Raw genomic sequence first — 16,376 nt, forward strand, 5'->3', positions numbered from 1 at the left:
AATCTTCAAACAGCGATTATTCCGCGAATAAGCGCTCCTGTGTCCGTTAGCATTTAACCAAACGAGTCTTGGACGTGCCTTCGCTCGCATCAATAGAGCTTGGAGCAAGTCTCAAGATGACCCTGGCATGCCCGAACCAAGCAGAGGCAGCCTTACCGTGGTCCGGGATCCCCCCCGCAGATCCCGCTGCTGCCAAGCAACGCTCCGGTCGCCAGCACAGAAGACGCAGCTTCATCAGTCTCATCAGCCTCATCTATAGCTCTCTTTTCATCGATAACCCGCATCTTTCCACCGCCCGGAAAATCCCCTCATACCCTGTGCACCTGCACAAATTGCCGCACAGTGCCTGTTCAGCCTCCGCCCTCGTCGGGGCGGGATTGCTCTCCCATAAGGCCGTTAACGTAACGACCATACCGGCAGTGCAATATCCGCACTGCAGCCCGCCCTCCTCCAGCATCGCTCGTTGAACGGGATGCAGCTCATCTCCGCCTGATATCCCCTCAATAGTCGTCACCTGCTTGCCGGCCGCCTGATAGGCCATCAGCAAGCAAGCGTTAACGGGCTTGCCGTCTAGCAGCACCATGCAGGAGCCGCATCGTCCGATTTCGCAGGATACTTTGGTGCCGGTCAGCCGCAGGTCGTCCCGCAAAATATCCGACATCCGCTTGGAGGCAGGAACCGGAATGGCGATCTCCTGTCCGTTAATGGAACATGCCAGCACATACGTTGTATTAGTCAATGGCCTCCACCCCTTCCAGCCAATCGATGGATTGCACGATCTGTTCCGGTGAGATCGGGAGCCGGTTCACCCAGATGCCGGCCGCCTGCCGGACCGCTGCCGTAATGGCCGGCGCCAGCCCGACGCTGCCGATCTCGCCGACTCCACGCGGACCGAAGGTATCCCCTTCGGGCAGCTCTTCGATGGCATCCACCCGAATCGTATGCGGGCTGTCCCGAAACGTAGGGATCAAATACGTATCCAGATTGTGCCGCACATAAGCACTCTCCTGCATCACGGCATCCTCGGTCAGCGTGAATCCGAGCGCCATCACGCTGCCTCCCTCGATCTGGCCGAGGAAGCCCATCGGATTAATGACAGGCCCGGCGGCAATCACGTGATCGGTGGCGATCACCTTCACCCGCCCTGTCAGCATATTGACTTCCACCTCCACGACCGCTGCGGCGTAGGTGTACAAATAATGTGCCCCGACCTGCCCCTCCGGCGTCGTCGGGTAATCGAACGCCGTCTGCACGGCGATCGGCGTGGCTGCCGCTTCGGCTGCCGCCGCCACCTGCGCGTACGTCACAACCGGTCCGCCCGCTTCATCGCCCTTGCGATGAATGCCGCCTGCGCCGGTTGTCAGCTCGTCGGCGGCGACGCCCGCAAGCGCAGCCGCCTGCGTCAGCAGCGCCTGCATAAGCGGCGGCTTCAGCCGCTGCAGCGCGCGCCACATCATGGTGGTGGCGCGCGACGCCGTGCTCGAACCGCTGCTCGGCACGCGGTCGGTATCGCCGATGACGATGGAGATATCGTCCTTGGCGCAGCCAAAGCAATCCTGCAGCATAAGCGTCAGCGCTGCATATAGCCCTTGCCCGAACTCCTCGAAGCCGAAGGAGGCCTGCAGCTTGCCCTCCGGCGTCAGCTCGAGACGCCCGCCCGAATGATCCGGGATGCCGAGCCCGAGCCCGGCGCCGTGCATCACCATCGAAGCGCCGACGCCCCGCCGAATCCATGGGCCCGCTGCTGCATCCGCTGCATCCGCTGCCGCCCCTGCTCCTGCTCTTGCTCCCGCTCCCGCTGCGCCACGCTTCGCCCATAACGGCGACTCCTGCACCTTGCTCCAGACTTGGGCGGCGCCTTCGGTCTGGACGATCTGCTGGCCCATCGGTCCCGGATCGTCAGGAGCCCTTAAGTTCAGCCTGCGCAGCTCCCAAGCGTCCATGCCGAGCTTCTCGGCCAGCCGTTCGATTTGGCTCTCCACAGCGAATATCACCTGATTGCCGCCAAAGCCCCGGAACTCCCCGGATACGCCGTTATTCGTATAAACACTGGTCCCCTGCACATCCACATGGGGAATTCGGTAAGGACCGATGGCATGTTCCGTAGCAAAATTCAACACCTCGCAGCCCAATGTCGCATAAGCGCCCGTATCCGCCAGGATGCTGACCTGGTGAGCGACAAGCCGGCCATCCGCATCCGTCCCTGTCTTCATGCGTATCCGCATCGGATGCCGTTTGATGCCGGCGATGACGGATTCGGCGCGGGAATTGTGCATGTGGACCGGAAGTCCGGTCCGAAGCGCCAGGATAGCCCCGAAGGGCTGCAGATTCAGCTCATCCTTCCCGCCGAAAGATCCTCCGATCGGACTGGACACCACCCGAATCCGCTCCTCCTCCATAGCGAGAATGCGAGCAAGCTGCATCCGGTCCTTATAGCCGTGCTGTGTCGGCGAATAGACCGTCAGTCTGCCGTCCTTCTCCGGAATGAATAAGCCGCCTTCCGTTTCCATGTACGTGTGCATTTGTCTAGGCGTATAGTACGTCTCCTCCACGATGTGCGCACATGCAGCGAAGGCGAGCTCAGCCTCGCCATGCTGCAGCGAAGTTCGATGCAGCAGATTGCCCTCCGGGTGAAGAAGCACCGTCCCTTCGTCCAATGCCGTCTCCGGATTATCGACGACGGGAAGCGGCTCATAGACGACCTCGATCAGGCTCAGCGCATATTCCGCAATGTCTTTCGTATCGGCGGCGACAGCCGCCACGGCATCCCCGACATACCGCACCCGGTCTTGACACAACACGGGCTGATGCGGGAAGGCAATCCCGAACAGATTCAGGCCGGGCACATCCTCCGCCGTGATGACAGCACGTACGCCGGGAGTCTGTCTCGCCTTGCTCGCATCGATGGATAGAATCCAAGCATGGGCGTGCCGGCTTCGCAGCACTTTGCCGTACAGCATGCCCGGCGCCGTCATATCCGTCAAATATTGCAGCTTGCCGGTTACCTTATCTTCACCGTCAGGCCGGATGATCCACTTGCCGGCATGCGTCTCACGATTGAGGAGCATCGGCTCCGCCCCCTTTTCGCCAAGCTTTATAGCATTCGGATACGATGAGATTCGCCGCCGTCAACTTGCGGTAGGCTGCGCCGGCATAGTCGTCGGCAACCGCCTGGAAGCTCTCCGACACGCCTTTGTGCAGCGTCTTCAGAACCGCTTTGCTTAGCCTCTTCCCGACGATATCCTCCTCCAGCTCGAAGAATCTCGCCGGCACCGCATTGCCTCCGCCTGCGCTTAGAGCTATAGCGGTAACCGTACCGTCCCCCTCCAGCTGCAGCTTCCCGGCAACCGTGACAACAGAAGGAGTGAACGCCTCCCGACGCCCCACTTTGGAATAAAACGCATAGCTCCCCGAGTCAAGAACATCATCCGCCTCCTCTGACGGCACAACAATCTTCGTTAGCACCTCGTTGTTCGCAGCTTGCTGAACTTCGAGCCACTCCCTCAGCGGCAGCATGCGTTCATTGTACCCATCCGACCAGACCAGCCCTGCATTCATAATGAGCAGAACAGGAATCAGATCTCCTGTCCGGGTCATCACATTGCCCCCAATGGTGGCTAAATTGCGAACCGAAGGAGCTGCGATCTCGGCACAAGCTTGCACAAGCACTCCGCATCGCTGACTTATCAGCGGATGTTCCATCAAGTCCGCCAAGCAAAGGGCCGGCCCTATATGAAGTTGACCTGAAGCGTCAATCGTTAATCCGGATAGCGCAGGAATACGGCTCAAGCTGATCAAGTGCTTCGGCAGCATGGCAAGACCGCTCTCCCATCGCGTGCGGAGCCAGGTTCCGCCTGAGATCAGAACGGAGGCATCCCCCCATTGGCGCTTCAACTGCATGGCCTCCTCTACGCTTACCGGCTGCCACACGGCTGGCTGCTGCTCCGGCAGCTGGTGCAAAGGAATTGACATGAACCGAACCCCCTTAGCTTTAGACAATATGTTCACGCGCGCTGCTATTATGATCCGCCATTAAATTAGATCAACTATAAACAATCTCCAAATTTTAAGTCAACTAAGTTGACACTACTTTGTGTTTTTGTATAAAAAAATAGCGCACCATTAGTAATAATGCACTTTTCGTTTCCTTTATGTTATTGAAATTTACATGGAAAGGTGCGTATATATGCGCTTCGCCTCTTCATACCGTTCTACGGTGTCTACGTCCATGAATTTCAGTTGCTGTTTCTCCTCAATGATCTGCCCGCAGTACTCCGAGGAACGCAAGAGCGCTCGCGCTCCGACATCACCCTCCAAGGCTGCGGCAGCAGGCCACATCCGGGGTCCCATAATGAGCGGTGGCTTCGGCAAACCCCGGTCCCCGCTGGCTACATAGTCAAGCTCCGCGTATCGGCTGAAGGCTTGCGTAAGCCCAAGCAGCATGGGACCGTCGATGAACGGCTGATCGGCCAGCAGCACCATGATGCCCTCAGCGCCCATCGCGGCAGCCTCCCTAATCCCTGTGCGCAGCGAATGGGCCATCCCCTGCTCCGCATCCGGGCAAACGACGAGCCGGCAGCGCCCCAGCATCCCGTGCGTCTCGGCAGCCCCGGGCAGCCAATCTAGCGGGTCGTCCCCGCGCACGACCACAATCACGGCGTACAGCTCGGAATGGAGCGCCTGCAGGAGGGCGGCGCCGCCAAGCCGCACGCCCGGGGCCAGCTCCAGCGACTGCTTCGCCGTCCCCATCCGGCGGGAGCAGCCGGCCGCCAAGTAGACGCCGACGATCTTCCTCTTCGTGAGCGTTACTACCATGGCCGGCAGCTGGGACCGTCACGCATAGGGTCGACCGGCGAGTTCCAAGCTCCGTCCGTGCGTATGCCGCGCTTCGTGCGGATCAATTCCGCCACGATGCTGACAGCATTCTCCTCCGGTCCCTCGGAGCCAATGTTCAGTCCGACCGGATAATGGAGCCAAGGGGGGCGCTCCGCTCCATCCAGCAGCTTCTCGGTACGTACTCTCGAGCCCATAATGCCGAGATACTGCAACTGCCCATTCAGAACTCCACGGACGAAATCCGCATCCTTATCGAACTGATGACTCATGACAACGACATAATCGTCGGGACGCAGCGCCAGCTGCTGCACCAATGCCTGCGGGAAAGCCGCGATCGTCTCGGCCCCGGGGAATCGTTCGGGCGTACAGTAGGCATCCCGCCAATCCGTCACGACCACGCGAAATCCGCTGCCGGCAGCCAACTCCGCAAGCGGCACGGCGTCCGGGTTCGCACCGAAGATGATCAGTCTCGGCTTCGGCAAGAAGAGATGGCTGTACGCCGGAATCGGCATTTTCCGTCCGCTCTCCTCTTCCGCTGCTTCATAGGCGCCGGACAGCTTATAAACAATATCGGAGTACCCCTTCCGGAATACCCGCTTCAAGCGCACAGCCTCCCCGCGCTCCAAACCGGCTCTGATCGCAAGCAGCTGCACCAGGAGCTCACCGGTCACAGGCTCCAGCAGAATGCGAATGAGCCCGCCGCAACCGATCGTCTCTCCCCAGCCGAAATCGTCCGCAGGCCGCATATCGTACTCCACCATTTGCGGCTTGCTCGACTCCCACACGAGAGGCGCGTACCCGGATAGATCGGCTTCCAAGCAGCCGGGCGATATGCTGCCGAACATGCTTCCATCCGTCATCAGCAGCATCATGGCTCCTTGTTTGCGGTAAGCGTGGCCTTCTACATGAATGACGGTCGCCAGCACGACCGCCTGCTTGTGACGCTCCATTTCTCGTAAAATGTCATAGGCTTCCATCCTGCACCGCACCTCACTTCTCGTCTCGCGTTCCGCCTTCCCGTTACCAGCCTATCGCCGACCCGTCGCCCCGAGGATCAGCAGCGCCGCTCATCAAACCGCTCTCATCGATGACAATGCCCTGCGCCTGCCCCATCATGCCATCCCAAGGGCTCACGAGCTCCACCCGGTGCCCCCACTGCTTAAGGCGGGCATAGACTTCGCCGTCCAAGCGCTGCTCCACCTTCAACGCATCTCCGTCTTCGCCCCACGTCCGTCCGTATACCCACCGGGGGAGCGATATCGCCTCCTGAATCGATAAGCCGTAATCGAGCACCCCTGTCAGAATGGACAGCTGCGTCTGCGGCTGGCCTTCCCCGCCCTGCGTGCCGAACAGCATATGCGGCTTACCCGCTCTGCTCACGATCGCCGGCATCAGCGTATGAAACGACCTTTTTATCGGCTCCAGCACGTTGGCGCAGGACGGGTCGAGCGAGAAGAAAGTGCCACGGTTCTGCAGGATAATCCCCGTGCAGCCGGGCACGTAGGCAGCGCCGAAGTCGAAATACAAGCTTTGAATGAAAGAGACCGCGTTCCCCTCTCCATCGACCACGGCCGCATATGCCGTATCCTGCCCCATCGCCGGCGACGAATGTGCGCTAGCCACGGGCGGCTCCGCCTGTATCGCCTCCCACAGCTCTCTGGCGTACTCCTTGGACAGCAGCCTATCCAGAGGTATTTCTCGGAACCGGGGGTCTGTCAGAAACTGATCGCGATCTTTGAACGCCTTCTTAATCACTTCCGTCATGATATGATAAAAATTCGCCGAAGCTCTGGGAATCGCACTGACCTCTATGTTTTCCAGCATATTCATCATCATTAGCGCAGTGAACCCTTGCGAGTTCGGAGGCATCTGATAAATTTCGTACCCCCGGTATATCGCAGTGAGCGGTTCCACCCATTCTCCGGCATATTGCAGGAAGTCTTCCTCACGCAGCAGCCCGCCGTCCCGTTGAACAGCCTCCGTAACGGAGCGCATGATCTCCCCTTCGTAGAAAGCGCGCCGGCCATCCTGCTGAATAAGGCGAAGCGTCTCTGCAAGCTCTCTCTGAACGAGGCGGTCCCCTTCCTTCAGCAGCTGGCCATCGGCGATATACAGCGCGCTAAGCTGCTCCGACGCCCGAATGAGGGCTTCGTCCTTCTTCATCCAGTGCAGCAGATTGCGCGAAACCGGAAATCCGTTCTCCGCATAGGCAATGGCCGGCTCCAGCAGCTGCTCCCAGGGCAGCTTGCCGTATTTCTCCCATACCTGCCACCAGGCGTCAACCATGCCCGGCACCGTAATCGCGCTGAGAACGCCTCTTTGCGGAATCTCCTGCAAGCCTTGGGCTTTATAAGCATCCGGCGTCGCCAGCTGTGCGGATTTGCCACTGCCATTGAAGCCCGAATATATGCCCGTGGATCCATCGTACATCAGGAAAAAGGCATCTCCACCGACTCCCGTCATATGCGGGTAAACGACACCGAGCGCTGCGCTAATCGCGATTGCGCTATCGAATGCATTGCCTCCCTGCTGCAAGATTGCGCTTCCCACACTGCTGGCCAAATAGTGAGGCGTGGCGATCATGGCACGTTCCGCTCGCGGCATGATGTTTAGCATGTCGTTCCCTCCTCTGCGGAAGCATAGCTGCGCAGCGCTGCCTGCAGCGCTTTCCCGACGTTCACATCGGGGGCGCGGTGCCAGAGCAGAACCGCTTCCAGAGCGCCTAGCACGTGGAGGACATTTTTCTGATTGCAGCTGAACCCCATCGTTCCTATCCGCCATATGCGGCCTTTCAGCGGTCCGAAGGAGGAAGCGATTTCGATACCGAAGGTGTTCAGCAGCATCGCGCGCACGGATTCTCCGTCGATCCCATCCGGAATACGAATACAGGTAACGACCGGCAGCTTGCAGTCCGGGTTCCCGTATAGCGTCAGCCCCATGGCCTGCAGGCCGGCGACTAGCGCAGCTTCATGAAGGCGGTGTCGTTTGAAGCGCACCTCCAATCCTTCCTCAAGGACCAAGCGCAGCCCTTCCCGCAAGGCGTACAGCATCGAAGTTGCTTCCGTATGATGATTGAGCCGCTTCGGGCTCCAGTAATCCTGCAGCATGCCGAGATCGAAGTAGTTGCTCGCAACGGGCTTCGTGCCGGATGCAACCGAATCTTGCTCCCGCAGGCCGCGTTCGATCGTCTTGCGGTGCAGCACCTTCGCCTCGACCCGGCTGTTATAGGTGATCGGCGACATGCCCGAAGGAATGGACAAGCATTTCTGCGTCCCGCCGATGACGGCGTCAAGCTGCCAGGCATCGGTTTCTACCGGGACGCCGCCGATCGTGGCGACTGCATCCACAACGAGCAGCGCGTCCACTTCACGGCAGGCCGCTCCGATGCCGTCGAACGGCTGCATACAGCCCGTCGATGTTTCGCCGTGAACCATCGCCACGATGTTCGGCCGTTCCCGGCGAATAGCGGCGGTGATCTCCTGCGGATCGAATACCGTTCCCCACTCCCGCTCCATGATGACAACATCGGCGCCGCACCGTTCGGAGATTTCGACTAGCAGGTTGCCGAACCGTCCGTAGATCGGGACAAGCACCTTGTCCCCCGGTTCAATGACACTCACCAGTATAGCCTCGATACCTGAACGGGAGGTACCGTCGACCGGATAGGCCCACTGATTGCTCGTTCGGAAAACATCGCGCAGCATTTCCATCGTTTCATTCATTAAGGCCGTAAACTCCGGATCGAATTGTCCCAGAATCGGATAGGACATGGCACGAAGTACCCTGGGGTCAACCTCGACGGGTCCGGGAGTCATGATCGTGCGAAGCGAGGGAGATAAGTCTTTATATGTTTTCATCTGCTTTACCCCCATAGCCGTATTGGTATAACACAAGTACCAGCGTCCGGAAACCCGCGATCAAATCCTCGGCTGCCGTATACTCCGCAGGATTGTGACTGATGCCGTCCGCACTCGGCACGAAAATCATCGCCGACGGACATACCGGCCCGAACATCTGAGCATCGTGACCCGCCCCGCTCGGCAGCCGCATATGCGGAAATCCTTCGGCTTCGCAGGCGGATTCGATCTCGGCCATCATACCGGCATGCATAGCGACAGGCGGTGCAAAAACATGCTGAACCGTATCGATGGTAAGCCCACGCCGCTTGGCAACCTCCTCCAGCTTGGTTAGCAATGTCAGGCAGAACCTGCGCATCGAAGGCTCGTCGGTATGACGAATATCGAGCGTGAATTCCACTTCGCCCGGAACCACATTCGAGGACCCCCGCTTCACTTCCAAGCGTCCTACGGTAGCCACAAGCGGTTCGCCGGCCTCCAGCGCCAGCCGCTCTGTTAGCGCCACCATTTCGGCTGCTCCGGCCAATGCATCCCTGCGCATCGTCATCGGCGTCGTGCCTGCGTGATTCGCGCTGCCTGCAACGACGGCGGTCATGCGAATTTGTCCCACGATGGCGGTGACGACGCCGATTTGTTTCTTTTTATAGGTCAGTACGGCGCCCTGCTCAATATGAACTTCGAGATAAGCGCCCAAATCATCGCGCTTGGCCGGATAAGCCCCGGCATCCGCTGCTGGGAAGCCCGCTTGCTGCATAGCCTCCAGCAGCGTGACGCCGCCGGTGTCGGTCAGCTCGCCGGCCAGCCGCATCGACCTTGCCCCGGTCACGTGACCCGAGCCCCAATAGGCCAGCGGGAAGCGGCTCCCCTCTTCTTCGCAGAACGAAACGGCGAGCAGTGTCCGCTTCGGCGGCCCGTATGCCGCGTGCAGGTACCCGAGCGCCATCATCGAGGCGACCACGCCGTAAGCGCCGTCATACTTCCCGCCGTTTTTGACCGTATCGATATGCGACCCGGTCAGAACGGGCTTCAAGCCGGCCTTCGTGCCCGGCAGTTTCCCGAACAAGTTGCCCACAGCATCTAGACTTGCTTCCAGCCCTAACTGCTCCATCCCGGCGGCAACCGCGCGCTGTGCTTCCAACCACGGCTCCGTGTAGAGCAGCCGGGTCACCCCGCCTTCGGCGTCAGCTCCGTAGGCGGAGAGCTCTATCAGCATAGCGAGCATGCGCTCTCCGAAGCGATCCAGCAGCTCCTGTTCCTGTGAATCCGGCATCCTGCTTCACCTCCCGCCGGCGAAGGGCGCCGGACGCAGCCATGCTCCTTGCGGCTGCCCTATCGTCCCTTCGCCAAGCCCATACACCCGGATGCCGCGACAGAACGTCGCTGTCACCCGGCAGCCGAACGTCCGCCCTGCATAGGGACTATGCCGGTGGCGGTACAACAGATCCTTCTCCTGCAGCGTATAGCTCAGGTTCAAATCGACGACCGCGAAGTCCGCATCCGCACCGATTGCGATCGCTCCTTTGCGCGGATAGAGGCCGAACCGCTTGGCCGGCTCCAACGACAGCATCCGCGAAAGCGCGGGCAGCGTCATCCCCCGGCGAAGATGTCCTTCATCCAGCATCAATTCCAGGGAGCTTTGCGCCCCGGAGATGCCGCCCCACGCTTCGAAGAAATCCCCTTCCTTCATGGGCGATGGGCACGGGGAGTGATCCGAAGCGAGAATGTCCAGCTTGCCGGCGGTCAGCTCCGCCCACAGCCGGGCTTGATCCTCCGCCGTGCGCAGCGGAGGCGCGCACTTCGCCACAGGGCCCAGCCGCTCCAGATCCGCGGACGTCAGGGTCAAATAATGCGGGCATGTCTCCACCGTGACGTCCATGCCTCTGGCCTTCGCCTGCGTGATGGCCTCCACCGCCTCCGCGCTGCTGATGTGCACGAAGTGCAGCTTGCAGCCGGTCTTCTCTGCATAACCGAGCGCCCGGTTCACCGCTTCAAGCTCGGCTGCAATCGGGCGCGTCGCCACGTAATCGAGCGCACCGCGCCTGCCTTCCTCCAGCGCTATGGCTGCTCGCTGAGAGGTGATCTCCTCGCTCTCCGCATGGAGGGCGAGCACGAGTCCCAGGCGGCTGATTTCCTGCATCCCCTGATACAGCGTTGGGTCGTCAACCTCAGCGAAAATATCTTCTCCCTCTCCCCCCGGGCAGGACATGAACGCTTTGAACCCGATGACGCCCGCCTCCGCCAGCTCCTGCAGGTGACCGATATTCCCGGGAACAAGTCCGCCCCACAGCGCATAATCGATCAGAGACTGCCCTTCCGCCGCTTCCCGCTTGAGCTTCAGCGCGCTGAGCCGAACCGTGGGAGGGACCCCGTTGAGCGGCATGTCGAAATAAGTGGTGCACCCGCCTGCAGCCAGCGCAGCCGAGCCGGTGACGAACCCTTCCCAATGGCCGAGAGCAGGTTCATTGAGGTGGACATGGACATCGATCATGCCGGGCAGGATGTGCAGGTTCTCCGCATCAAACACCGGCGTATGCTCCGAGCACACCAGGTTGTCGCCCAGAGCGGCAATAAGGCCTCCGCGAATACCGATATCCGCCTGCCGCACTTCGTCTGCAAGGACGAGAGTCCCCTTGCGAATAACGAGGTCGTAATGTAGATCCATGCGAGCTCCTCCTCGATACGGAATGGTGTTGACCTATATACGAGGTCTGCTAGCTGCCCCGGTATGTGTTGTATCCCCACGGCGCAATCAGAATCGGCACATGATAGTGCGTATCCGCAGAAGCTACACCGAACCTGATCGGCACCCGATCCAGGAAAGGCGGATCCGCCATTTCAACACCGGCTTGCCGATAATAGTCGCCGACATGGAAGAGCAGCTCATACGTCCCCGGCTGGAAAGCTTCCCCGCCCAGCATCGGTCCCGGCAGCCGTCCGTCAGCGTTGGTATGCTCCGTGCGAAGCAGTTCGGCCGCTCCATCATGCAGCCGGTATAAGTCTATGCGCACATTCTGAGCGGGGCGGCCTTGGCTGATGTCCAGTACATGCGTTGTCAGTCCTGCGCTCATAGGCTCTCCAGATCCTGTCTGGTCATGGAGAAGCCTTGGAAACCGTAAGGCGGTCTAGGCTCCGTGAACACTTTGCCTTCCCCTGCCGACGCTTGCTCCAGAACCGTCTCCCACGTCCGGTTGTTGGACTCGAAACGGACTTCTTTCAATTGGGGGAACCTGAGCAGAGCGCGTTGTCCGATGCGGTAGATGAGATTTTGAATCGACGGCGAATGCTGTTCATGGAATACGGTATGCGCAATGTCCCGGATTTGCTCGGCGGCAACGTAGCGTCCCAGATCGGAGTCCAGCGCATTCTCTATCTCTTCGTAGCTCCAGGCGATATCGAGGAAAATAAACAGAGGACGATCATAGGACTCCGGGAGCGTCGTATACTCATCTCGGACGAATCCCGCGAAGGAGCTTCCTTTGACCTTAATCAGCTTCAGATCGGCAACGCCGCCTTCATGGTCCGTTACGGCGATTCCATCATCGGCTCGCGTCAGCTCGACCATGGCCTTCGGATGCTCGTTCTGGCCATAGCGGTAGACGAGATTGCCGCTTTCGAAGCCGCCCTCCCCCGGCACCGGAAGCACATCGAACGAGACTTGATCGGCGGTCATCTTCACGCCCGTCATCTGCGGGTACGTCTCCAGCAGCTTGCGGCACGCGAATGCGAGGAACCCCTCCGCCGTAGCTCCGTCATATTCTCCGGCTTTGCGCAGAATGAAATTTTTCATAGAGTCGGTTGCGACGACCAACGTGTTGTCTCCCGCGGCGAATGAGGTGATAAACGACTCGCCGCTAACTGCAACCTTGATATTCATCCCGAAGAGCACATTGTCCCGCCCCGTAAAACCCGATTCTGGAATTAGCGTCAGATTCGTCAGCGGCTTGGCATAAGAGCGATACACCCATACGTCGCCTTTTCCGTAGTACATCATTCTCTCGGTCCTATTCGTCATTGCATTTCCCTCCCCTTCCTTCGCCAGTATGTCATCCAGACGCAGACGCCCGATTTTGCAAACCTCCTGCAGCGCCTTGCTTCTCTCCTCCTTCGCTTCCCGACGGATTCGAAGCTTCAGCGCTTCGCGAATCGTCTCTTTCGTCTGCCCCTTAACGGCCATAATGAACGGAAAGCGGAAGGCCTCTGTATATTGCTTGTTCAGTTGAAGAAACTGCTCATATTCATCCGGCGTTAGCTGATTAAGACCGGCCCCAGCCTGCTCTTGTACGGATTGGTCCGTCATACGAACTCTCGTTCCCAAGTCCGGATGTGCCCTAAGGAGCGCCAGCTGTTCAGCCGGGTCCGCCTGCCATACGGCCCCTTCCAATGCGCTGATGAGGTCCTGCCGTGCGGCGAAAGGCCGTGAACGATAGGCGCGTTCAGCCACCCATGGCGAGTGCTCAAACAATGGACCGAAAGCTTCGACAAACTTCTCCTCATTCAATTCATTCACTTGCTGCAGCATTAGCGGCACGACCCATCACCTCATTGTCGATGTAAATGTTATCCATTCTCGTTCAAGATTTGTTTCATTGTAAATGCGGCATCCCTATGGGTCAATTTATATGAAAGAAGTTTGTAAACTTTCATAACACACGTAACTTTTTTTGTGAAATAAGCAAAATCGCATCAAACAGTCACAAAAAAGCTGACCACTCGGTCATCCCTGAAACATTCCGATCCTCTAAAGGCAACTGCTTCTCCATGTACACTCATTCTGCATTCTCCTCGGGTATAATTAGTGATCTTGTCCCGCTTGATTCGTCCATACCAAACTCACCCGTATCTCATTTCATATAGAAGATTCATATGAAAGATGGCCTTTACAGTTCCTGTAGTTGCAATCTTCACGGGCGGGGCGGCTTCCGGTGGTAACTCCCAGCAGCGGCAAGCCCGGATGAGATATTGCGCGCTCGAACGAAGCGTGGGGCAGCGGTTTCTCCCCCGGCGGTGTAAGGTGCGGTATGACGTTTACTGCGGCAGGCCGTTTTAACACACCAACTATGATCAACAGCACCACCGACTATGGGCTGTACGGGCATATCGTTATGAGCGACCAGGCGCTAGATACGTACGCGCTTGCGCATGAGGCCGGTCACTGTTTGTTCGGCCGGTTCTTAAACAACAGCAACCCGAACAGCTTTTCGATTAACGATCCATCCAATCCAGGCAACGACCACAGCTATAATCCTCAGAACCTGATGTTCCCAACCATCCCAAACAGGGATCCGTTCATCTTCGCTTCGCAGTGCACTACCGCCCGAAATAGCAAAATCGTCCTCCAAAACGCGTCCAACGCGCGGGGGAAAATAATCAAAAACAATCTGAGCATGATGAGAAAACTGAACGGCATGATCATCAAAAAAATAAGATCTATGAAAAAAAGCGTCGTGCGTCGTGCACATAAGAAAAAATAAAACGACAAGGTATCGCCGTGACGGTGGTACCTTGTTTGTCGTCTATGACATTGTCCAGCTCCTTCGCCTTAAGGTGCGCTCTCTTATGTACGGCCCCATGATCGGCCATGATGAGTTGCACGTACGAAACGCCTAACAGATAGAAAAGTGCAGCCAGCCCGGCTAATGGACACAGCTGCGCTTATTGGATCGCTGTGGGCGCTAGATAAATCTAACGGACACACATGACGTTATTTGCCCATTTTAGTATGATTTCCGCCTGGAAATCCGCAAATAGCGTCCCCCGTTTCCGTTAGATGCGATACGAGGCTGTTTTCGCGGCGATAACGGCCGTGGTGTCCGTTAGATTAGGTGCCGGCATGACCTTCCGCACCCTTACATCCTCCCCGGCATAAGCCCCTCATAACGTCTTCTCCCGATGCCGCCAGACTGGTACCCTCGCCGCTCCACTCTGATATCAAAAAAGCTGTCCCAGAAACGTCATAACAGACGATCCGGAACAGCTTTATCAGGATAAGAAGATAGCTCCATACACAAACCCGACTACGATGACAAGCGCAGGATGAATTTTTACCCTTTGAATCAGATAGAAAGCGACTGCCGCTATACCAAAAAACTGCCAGTACCCGATCGCCTTCGTAGACTCTACCAAACTGCTCCAGGTTACCAGCACCATCATGATCGCGATAACCGGCTGAACGAGCAGCGTCATTCCTTTAATCACCGGGGATTGCTTATATTTCTGCAGAATATTCAATAAAATGATGAGAGCAATAATCGATGGTACTGCCGTTGCCGCCACTGCGGCCAACACGCCGATCCATCCGCCGATTTGGAATCCGACGTAGGCAGCGATTTTCGTCGCGATCGGTCCAGGCAGCGCATTCCCCAGAGCCAGCATATTGGAGAATTCCGAGCTGTTCATCCAGCCGTGATTCGACACGATTTCTTGATACATCAGCGGGATAGAGGAAGGCCCTCCCCCATATCCGAACACGTTGGAGAGAAAAAAGCTAACAAGTAAATGCCACCAGTCCATCATGCGCCCTCACCTGTCCCCAACTGCTTCTTCTTCCACTTCTCCTTGAGCTTATGATGAAATGCGCCGTATAGGAGGAAAAGAAAAATAACAATCGCCGGATGCACGGAGAAGGTTTGCAGCAGTAAGAAGGAAATCACGAAAAAGGTAATCCCGGCCGCCCAACCTAACCCTTTGATCGCCTTCTCTCCGAACTCGTAAGCCATTACGCCCAGCATGACGGCCACAATGGGCACAACAGCCGCGATCATCCCTTTGATTACCGGAGACGTGCTGAAAAATTGAATGAACGCGTACAAGCCGACCATCGCCACACAAGTTGGCACAATATGTGCCAGTACGCCTACCGCCGCGCCTCCAACGCCTTTGAGCCGATAACCTAAGTACCCAGCCAGCTTCGTGGCGATCGGTCCCGGCAGTGTATTGGCGATTGCCAGCACCTCCATGAATTCTTCATCCTTCATCCACTGAAAGCGTGTCACCGCTTCGTAACGAATCAACGGCACGATCGACGGACCGCCGCCATACCCCAAAATCCCCGTCCTCAGCATAGCCATGCCAATCTGCATATAGGTATTCCCCACGCGTATCACTCCTATCCCGCACTTATTGTAATATAAGTTTAAATGTTTTTATTGATTCTATCCCTATCTTTGTGAAAAATGACAATACTGCTTATGCCACTTTGGAACGACTTCGCCGGTATTGTCTGAACCGCTGACACCGTCACACAGGGGTAGCAGACGTCCGGTTCTTAATATCCCTTCCCCTGCGTGTTAAAACAAAAAAACCTTCCTGAGATTTCTCTCAGAAAGGCTTTCTCTCGTGCTTGGCAACGTTCTACTCTCCCAGAACCCTGCGGTTCAAGTACCATCGACGCTGGAGGGCTTAACGGTCGTGTTCGAGATGGGAACGCGTGGGTCCCCTCCGCCATCATCACCAAACAGTCAAAGCGTGTTTGCGCCCTGAAAACTAGATACGAAACTTATGTAAAGTTGAACACTTAGGTATGTTCTTTGGGCCCCGAGAAAGTAATCGGAATAAGCTACGAAGCTTTTCTTCACTTTCTTGGGTTAGCTTAGGATAAGCCCTCGACCGATTAGTATTCGTCAGCTGCATGCATTGCTGCACTTCCACCTCGAACCTATCAACCTCGTCGTCTACAAGGGGTCT

Annotated in this window: 15 protein-coding genes and 2 rRNA genes; 1 reads left to right on the forward strand and 16 read right to left on the reverse strand. The window is 57.6% G+C overall.

Annotation, left to right across the window (positions count from 1 at the left end; genetic code table 11):
- Positions 1-46 precede the first annotated feature (46 nt).
- The 12 genes from J2X61_RS30365 to pucL all read right to left on the reverse strand — a co-directional run bounded on the left by J2X61_RS30365 (position 47) and on the right by pucL (position 13,212).
- Positions 47-253, reverse strand: coding sequence for a hypothetical protein (locus J2X61_RS30365; RefSeq protein WP_310193510.1), 207 nt, complete (start codon positions 251-253; stop codon positions 47-49).
- Complete coding sequence (locus J2X61_RS30370; protein ID WP_274472546.1) at positions 254-739, reverse strand: (2Fe-2S)-binding protein; 486 nt, start codon at positions 737-739, stop codon at positions 254-256.
- Positions 732-3,068 carry a xanthine dehydrogenase subunit D gene (gene pucD / locus J2X61_RS30375; RefSeq protein WP_310193513.1) on the reverse strand — a complete coding sequence of 779 codons (2,337 nt, stop codon included), beginning with the start codon at positions 3,066-3,068 and terminating at the stop codon, positions 732-734. The genes J2X61_RS30370 and pucD overlap by 8 nt, the downstream gene beginning before the upstream one ends.
- Positions 3,052-3,972, reverse strand: a complete 921-nt coding sequence (locus J2X61_RS30380) for an FAD binding domain-containing protein (RefSeq protein WP_274472544.1) — start codon at positions 3,970-3,972, stop codon at positions 3,052-3,054. The genes pucD and J2X61_RS30380 overlap by 17 nt, the downstream gene beginning before the upstream one ends.
- A 192-nt stretch (positions 3,973-4,164) precedes the next feature.
- Positions 4,165-4,815 (reverse strand): nucleotidyltransferase family protein, encoded by a 651-nt coding sequence (locus J2X61_RS30385; RefSeq protein WP_310193515.1) that lies wholly within the window; start codon positions 4,813-4,815, stop codon positions 4,165-4,167.
- Positions 4,809-5,813, reverse strand: coding sequence for an XdhC family protein (locus J2X61_RS30390; RefSeq protein ID WP_310193517.1), 1,005 nt, complete (start codon positions 5,811-5,813; stop codon positions 4,809-4,811). The genes J2X61_RS30385 and J2X61_RS30390 overlap by 7 nt, the downstream gene beginning before the upstream one ends.
- Positions 5,814-5,856: 43 nt before the next feature.
- On the reverse strand, positions 5,857-7,452 hold the full coding sequence (ggt, locus tag J2X61_RS30395) for a gamma-glutamyltransferase (RefSeq protein WP_310193518.1): 1,596 nt from the start codon (positions 7,450-7,452) through the stop codon (positions 5,857-5,859).
- Complete coding sequence (locus J2X61_RS30400) at positions 7,446-8,693, reverse strand: pyridoxal-phosphate-dependent aminotransferase family protein (protein ID WP_310193519.1); 1,248 nt, start codon at positions 8,691-8,693, stop codon at positions 7,446-7,448. The genes ggt and J2X61_RS30400 overlap by 7 nt, the downstream gene beginning before the upstream one ends.
- A complete protein-coding gene (locus tag J2X61_RS30405) occupies positions 8,680-9,963 on the reverse strand; it encodes a M20 family metallo-hydrolase (protein WP_310193521.1) in 1,284 nt (427 codons plus the stop codon). The genes J2X61_RS30400 and J2X61_RS30405 overlap by 14 nt, the downstream gene beginning before the upstream one ends.
- Positions 9,964-9,969: 6 nt before the next feature.
- The gene (locus tag J2X61_RS30410; RefSeq protein WP_310193523.1) at positions 9,970-11,355 is read right to left on the reverse strand and encodes an allantoinase; all 1,386 of its coding nucleotides are present in this window, start codon (positions 11,353-11,355) and stop codon (positions 9,970-9,972) included.
- Between the two features lie 49 nt (positions 11,356-11,404).
- Positions 11,405-11,761, reverse strand: a complete 357-nt coding sequence (gene uraH, locus J2X61_RS30415; protein WP_274472537.1) for a hydroxyisourate hydrolase — start codon at positions 11,759-11,761, stop codon at positions 11,405-11,407.
- Complete coding sequence (gene pucL, locus J2X61_RS30420) at positions 11,758-13,212, reverse strand: factor-independent urate hydroxylase (protein ID WP_310193550.1); 1,455 nt, start codon at positions 13,210-13,212, stop codon at positions 11,758-11,760. Before pucL ends, uraH begins: the two co-directional genes overlap by 4 nt.
- Positions 13,213-13,750: 538 nt before the next feature.
- Here pucL and J2X61_RS30425 point away from each other — a divergent pair.
- Positions 13,751-14,164 (forward strand): hypothetical protein, encoded by a 414-nt coding sequence (locus tag J2X61_RS30425; protein ID WP_310193526.1) that lies wholly within the window; start codon positions 13,751-13,753, stop codon positions 14,162-14,164.
- 508 nt (positions 14,165-14,672) lie between these two features.
- On the opposite strand, the gene chrA is transcribed toward J2X61_RS30425, so the two are convergent.
- From chrA to J2X61_RS30445, 4 genes are all read right to left on the reverse strand, one after another.
- Complete coding sequence (chrA, locus tag J2X61_RS30430) at positions 14,673-15,206, reverse strand: chromate efflux transporter ChrA (RefSeq protein WP_274472535.1); 534 nt, start codon at positions 15,204-15,206, stop codon at positions 14,673-14,675.
- Positions 15,203-15,772 carry a chromate efflux transporter ChrB gene (gene chrB, locus J2X61_RS30435; protein WP_274472678.1) on the reverse strand — a complete coding sequence of 190 codons (570 nt, stop codon included), beginning with the start codon at positions 15,770-15,772 and terminating at the stop codon, positions 15,203-15,205. Before chrB ends, chrA begins: the two co-directional genes overlap by 4 nt.
- Before the next feature lie 258 nt (positions 15,773-16,030).
- Positions 16,031-16,147: ribosomal RNA gene (rrf, locus tag J2X61_RS30440) — 5S ribosomal RNA — on the reverse strand.
- Between the two features lie 135 nt (positions 16,148-16,282).
- A 23S ribosomal RNA gene (locus tag J2X61_RS30445) occupies positions 16,283-16,376 on the reverse strand; the annotation flags it as partial.

The sequence above is a fragment of the Bacillus sp. 3255 genome (assembly GCF_031456485.1).
GTDB lineage: Bacteria > Bacillota > Bacilli > Paenibacillales > NBRC-103111 > Paenibacillus_E.

Bases quoted from the DNA above. Each gene is read 5' to 3' on its own strand.
- J2X61_RS30365 (WP_310193510.1), bottom strand. From the start codon at position 253: ATGAGGCTGATGAGACTGATGAAGCTGCGTCTTCTGTGCTGGCGACCG.
- pucD (WP_310193513.1), bottom strand. From the start codon at position 3,068: ATGCTCCTCAATCGTGAGACGCATGCCGGCAAGTGGATCATCCGGCCT.
- J2X61_RS30380 (WP_274472544.1), bottom strand. From the start codon at position 3,972: ATGTCAATTCCTTTGCACCAGCTGCCGGAGCAGCAGCCAGCCGTGTGG.
- J2X61_RS30385 (WP_310193515.1), bottom strand. From the start codon at position 4,815: ATGGTAGTAACGCTCACGAAGAGGAAGATCGTCGGCGTCTACTTGGCG.
- J2X61_RS30390 (WP_310193517.1), bottom strand. From the start codon at position 5,813: ATGGAAGCCTATGACATTTTACGAGAAATGGAGCGTCACAAGCAGGCG.
- ggt (WP_310193518.1), bottom strand. From the start codon at position 7,452: ATGCTAAACATCATGCCGCGAGCGGAACGTGCCATGATCGCCACGCCT.
- J2X61_RS30400 (WP_310193519.1), bottom strand. From the start codon at position 8,693: ATGAAAACATATAAAGACTTATCTCCCTCGCTTCGCACGATCATGACT.
- J2X61_RS30405 (WP_310193521.1), bottom strand. From the start codon at position 9,963: ATGCCGGATTCACAGGAACAGGAGCTGCTGGATCGCTTCGGAGAGCGC.
- J2X61_RS30410 (WP_310193523.1), bottom strand. From the start codon at position 11,355: ATGGATCTACATTACGACCTCGTTATTCGCAAGGGGACTCTCGTCCTT.
- uraH (WP_274472537.1), bottom strand. From the start codon at position 11,761: ATGAGCGCAGGACTGACAACGCATGTACTGGACATCAGCCAAGGCCGC.
- pucL (WP_310193550.1), bottom strand. From the start codon at position 13,212: ATGCTGCAGCAAGTGAATGAATTGAATGAGGAGAAGTTTGTCGAAGCT.
- J2X61_RS30425 (WP_310193526.1), top strand. From the start codon at position 13,751: ATGATCAACAGCACCACCGACTATGGGCTGTACGGGCATATCGTTATG.
- chrA (WP_274472535.1), bottom strand. From the start codon at position 15,206: ATGATGGACTGGTGGCATTTACTTGTTAGCTTTTTTCTCTCCAACGTG.
- chrB (WP_274472678.1), bottom strand. From the start codon at position 15,772: ATGCAGATTGGCATGGCTATGCTGAGGACGGGGATTTTGGGGTATGGC.